The sequence below is a fragment of the Stieleria sp. genome (assembly GCF_041595215.1).
In the GTDB taxonomy this organism is placed as follows: Bacteria; Planctomycetota; Planctomycetia; order Pirellulales; family Pirellulaceae; genus Stieleria; species Stieleria magnilauensis.
On sequence record NZ_JBFHKV010000803.1, the window covers coordinates 1 to 4,136 of the forward strand.

General features: G+C 57.5%; 4 protein-coding genes. 1 reads left to right on the plus strand and 3 read right to left on the minus strand.

From position 1 onward, the window contains the following. Nucleotides 1-1,010: DUF1552 domain-containing protein (locus ABX749_RS24390; RefSeq protein WP_372898286.1), on the plus strand; the 1,010-nt coding region annotated here is incomplete at its 5' end. A gap of 144 nt (nt 1,011-1,154) precedes the next feature. Here the strand turns inward: ABX749_RS24390 and ABX749_RS24395 are convergent. The 3 genes from ABX749_RS24395 to ABX749_RS24405 all read right to left on the minus strand — a co-directional run. Next, complete coding sequence (locus ABX749_RS24395) at nt 1,155-2,135, minus strand: alpha-E domain-containing protein (RefSeq protein ID WP_145216543.1); 981 nt, start codon at nt 2,133-2,135, stop codon at nt 1,155-1,157. Beyond that, nucleotides 2,129-3,616 (minus strand): circularly permuted type 2 ATP-grasp protein, encoded by a 1,488-nt coding sequence (locus tag ABX749_RS24400; RefSeq protein WP_372898287.1) that lies wholly within the window; start codon nt 3,614-3,616, stop codon nt 2,129-2,131. The genes ABX749_RS24395 and ABX749_RS24400 overlap by 7 nt, the downstream gene beginning before the upstream one ends. Nucleotides 3,617-3,876: 260 nt before the next feature. Then, on the minus strand, nt 3,877-4,136 hold a 260-nt coding region (locus ABX749_RS24405; protein WP_372898288.1), incomplete at its 5' end, for a hypothetical protein.

Genomic DNA, 4,136 nt, shown 5'->3' on the forward strand with positions numbered 1-4,136 from the left:
AAACCGGCAATATCCTTTCCGGGGCGTCGCTGCAGAAGGGTTCGGAGCTGCGCGGCGATATCAGCATGGACCAGGTGCTGGCGAATCATTTCCAGGAGGAAACGGTCGTGCCCAGTCTGGTGCTCGGTTGTGAACAGCCCGTGACAGGGTATCACGAAACGAATTTTTCGATGGCCTACAGTTCGCACATCTCGTGGCAGAACAAGACGTCGCCGGTGCCGATGGAAGTCTACCCGTCGCTGGCCTTTGACAGTTTGTTCGACAACCGGGGGAGCCGTCGCGACGAAAGCATTTTGGACCGCGTGGGGGAAGAGGCGGCGTCGTTGAGCCGGCGGGTTAGCAAGAGCGATCAGGTCAAGTTAGATGAATACTTGAGCAGCGTTCGTGAGGTGGAAAAACGAGCCGCGTCGATGAGAGCCGCCCGAGAGAAAGCACGGCAACGGGCCAACGACCGCGGCAAGCCGCTGGCCACGATGCAGCGGCCCGATGACGGATTGCCCGAGGACATTCGCGAGCACATGCGGTTGATGTGTGACATCGTGGCGATCGGGTTCCAGAGCGACAAATCACGTGTCGCATCGTTGCTGCTCAATCGCGATTTGTCGGGACTGTTTTATCCCTTCCTGAATGTCGAGAGCACGCACCACTCGGCCTCGCACAACGATCTGTCCGACGAGTATGAACGGATTTCACGGTACTACTGTAGCCAATACGCCTACTTGGCCGAACGGTTGAACGCGATGCCGGAAGCCGGCGGGACGGTGCTGGACCATTCGTGTTTGTTGTTCATTTCCAGCATGTGGTCGGGCAATGCCCACGATTCCAGCAAGGTCCCCGTGCTGTTGACCGGCGGCTTGGGCGGCACGCTCGAAACCGGACGCGTGCTCGACTACGTCGGCCAGGACGATCACGATCGAAAGCTGTGCAGCATGTACTTGTCGATCATGGATCGCATGGGCGTTCAGCTGGACCGCTTCGGCGACGCCGACAAACACTTGGCCCGTTTGTAACCCGAGTGGCGTAAGCTTCCAGCTTGCGTCATCCGCCCGCTCGCGGGCGCGTCCAGCTTGCGTCGTCGTCCCGCTCGCGGGCGCGTCCAGCTTGCGTCGTCGGCCCGCTTGCGGGCGCGTCCAGCTTGCGTGAACGACCAGAATTTACGTCATCACCGATGCGTCCGGCGATGCGTTCAATCGTTCCACGGAGAAAAAGTCTTCGTGGATTTCCTGGCCGATCGTATTGAGCTGTCTTTGGAATTGGTCGATGTATTCGTGCAGTCCGTCTTGCAGGATGTCATCGATGACCGCATAGTCGAGACTGGAGCAGAGACGGCCGAGCAGCTGTTCGGAGTGATAGCAGTAGGAGTTCAGCTCGCTGCCGGTGATCACCCGCATCGAATCGCGTGCCCGCATGGCGGCGAAATGCATCGCTCTGGGGAACTTGCGATCCAACATCAGGAATTCGGCGACGCGTTGCGGGACGATCTTGCCTCGCAATCGGCGATACGATTCCAGGGCGCTGGCCGAACGCAGCAGTGCCGACCAACGCACGACGTCCAGCGAGGAACCGACGTTGCCGCCGTCGGGCAACAGGTTGTAATACTGCACGTCCAGCAGACGTGATGTTTTGTCACCGCGTTCGATCATCCTGCCCAAGCGTGAGAAGTGCCAGGCCTCGTCATGCGACATGGTGGCGTCCATCGCGCCGACCAACAAATGGCTGGTCAAGCGAACCTGTTCACAGAACGCTTGCGGTTGCTCCAGCGTCTTGGGCGAGTGCCCGGCGGCTTGGACCAACAGGTGAAACGTGTTGAGTTGCTCCCAAACCACACTCGAAATCACTTCGCGAATGGTCCGGGCATTCTCGCGAGCCCTGGCGACGCAACTGATCATCGAATTGCCGTTTTCTTCGTCAAAGGACAAAAACTGCAACACGTTTTCGCGTGTGGGGCTGTCGTATCGTTTGACGAATTCGTTCTGGTCCGCGGTGGTTTCCAAGAGCGGTGTCCACTGCTTGCTCAGCGATTCGGTTTCGCCGAGGGTCAGGTTGTAATTGACGTCGATGAATCGTGCGATGTTTTCTGCCCGCTCGACGTATCGGCTGAGCCAATAAACGGTTTCTGCGACTCGACTTAGCATGATGGCGACTCCTTCGTGTTCGAGACTGGATTTGGCTGAGCCGTCGCGCCGTTGCGCAACACCCACGTGTCTTTGCTGCCGCCACCCTGCGACGAGTTGACGATCATCGAACCTTTTTTAAGAGCGACCCGCGTCAGTCCGCCGGGCATCACGTAGACGTCTTTGCCGCAGAGGACGAACGGCCTGAGGTCGACATGACGGGGTTTCAATTCGTCGCCGACCAGGGTGGGCACGGTCGACAGATTCAACATCGGTTGTGCGATCCAGTCACGTGGATTCTTCTGGATTGCTTCGGCACACTCGGCCCGTTCGTTGGCCGAGGCGTGTGGGCCCATCAAGATGCCGTAGCCACCCGACTCATTGGTCGGTTTGACGACCAATTGATCCAGGTGGGACAAGACATGTTCACGTTGTTTGTCATCGTCGCACAGGAACGTCGGCACGTTCGGCAAGATCGGGTCTTCGCCAAAGTAGTAACGAATGATGTCCGGCACGTACGCATACACCGCCTTGTCGTCGGCAACGCCGGTTCCCGGTGCATTGGCCAAGGACACACGGCCGGCACGATAAACGTCCATCAGATGCTTGACTCCCAAACACGAATCGGCGCGGAAGTGGGCGGGGTCCAAGAAATCGTCGTCGATGCGGCGGTAGATCACATCGACTCGCCTGAGCCCGCGTGTCGTGATCATGTGGACGAATCCGTCCTTGACAATTAAATCCGAACCGTGGACGAGTTCGATTCCCATTTGCTGGGCCAGAAAGGAATGCTCAAAGTAGGCCGAATTGTGAACACCCGGTGTCAGTAACACCGCGACCGGATCCGATACACCCGTCGGGGCACAGTCCAGAAGTGTTTTCAGCAACTGCTCCGGATACTCTTCGATCGGTTCGACCGACATCCCCTCAAAGACGTGCGCGAAGGTTCGTTTCATGAGTTCGCGATTTTCCAGCACGTACGAAACGCCCGACGGGCAACGCATGTTGTCTTCCAACACATACAGTTGACCGTCGGCGTCACGAATCAAATCCACGCCGGTGATGTGGCACCACACACGTTGTGCCGGCTGAAGACCGACGCACTGTTTGCGAAGCGTCTTGGACGACGCAATCAACGATTCCGGGACGGCTTTGTCTTTGATGATTTTTTGATCGTTGTAGATATCATCGACAAACTGATTGAGCGCCCGAATCCGCTGTTCCAGCCCCTTCGCGATCATCGACCATTCCTCCGCGTCGATGATTCGAGGCAGCAGGTCAAATGGCCAGACCTTTTCGGTGCCGGCTTGATGGCTATACACGTTGAACGTGATGCCCATGTTTTGCAGATTCAGTTCCGCCGATTTCTGTCGCTCGCGCAGGTTCCCTTCGGCCAGGGCTTCCAGTCGCCGAACAAAACGTTCGCCGCTGGCCCTGGGTCTGCCGTCGGGAGCGAACATCTCGTCAAATCCACCATCCATCTCATAGGGTAAAAGCAGCATCGCCCGTTCTCTGAAGTGATTGAGACACACCGATTGTCATTTCAAGAACGCTGGATCCGCCCATCGCAGCGACGACGCAATCGCCGTCATCGAGTGATGTCAGCGGCGTCGTGCCAGTTTCCACCGGCCGAGGGTTTCCCGTCGGCACATGGCGCGCCACCGGATCATGGGATTCGCCACCGGGATCTTGGGCTCCGTAAAAGGCGGCTTAAAGGTGATCGGGCAAGTCGCATCGTCGAAGCCGCGATCCGGAACACTGTTCAAAAATCCACAAAGAACAAACGAAACGGGGCGTCCGGGAATTCAACGGTGTCGTCGAAGATCCCGGACCGGACGCCTGCCATGTCTCTGCCCGTTACCTGTGCGGATTCGCTCGATGGAGTCGTGTTTTGATCCAGGCTACCGTCAGGTCCCCAGAATGACCGACCTGAGTGGATTTCTGACGGATTCCAATTTTGACAAATATGCACAGGTGGCTCGGTAAATTTCCGGGATGATGGAATATCAAAAGTGAACCACC

Bases quoted from the DNA above. Each gene is read 5' to 3' on its own strand.
- ABX749_RS24395 (WP_145216543.1), bottom strand. From the start codon at position 2,135: ATGCTAAGTCGAGTCGCAGAAACCGTTTATTGGCTCAGCCGATACGTC.
- ABX749_RS24400 (WP_372898287.1), bottom strand. From the start codon at position 3,616: ATGCTGCTTTTACCCTATGAGATGGATGGTGGATTTGACGAGATGTTC.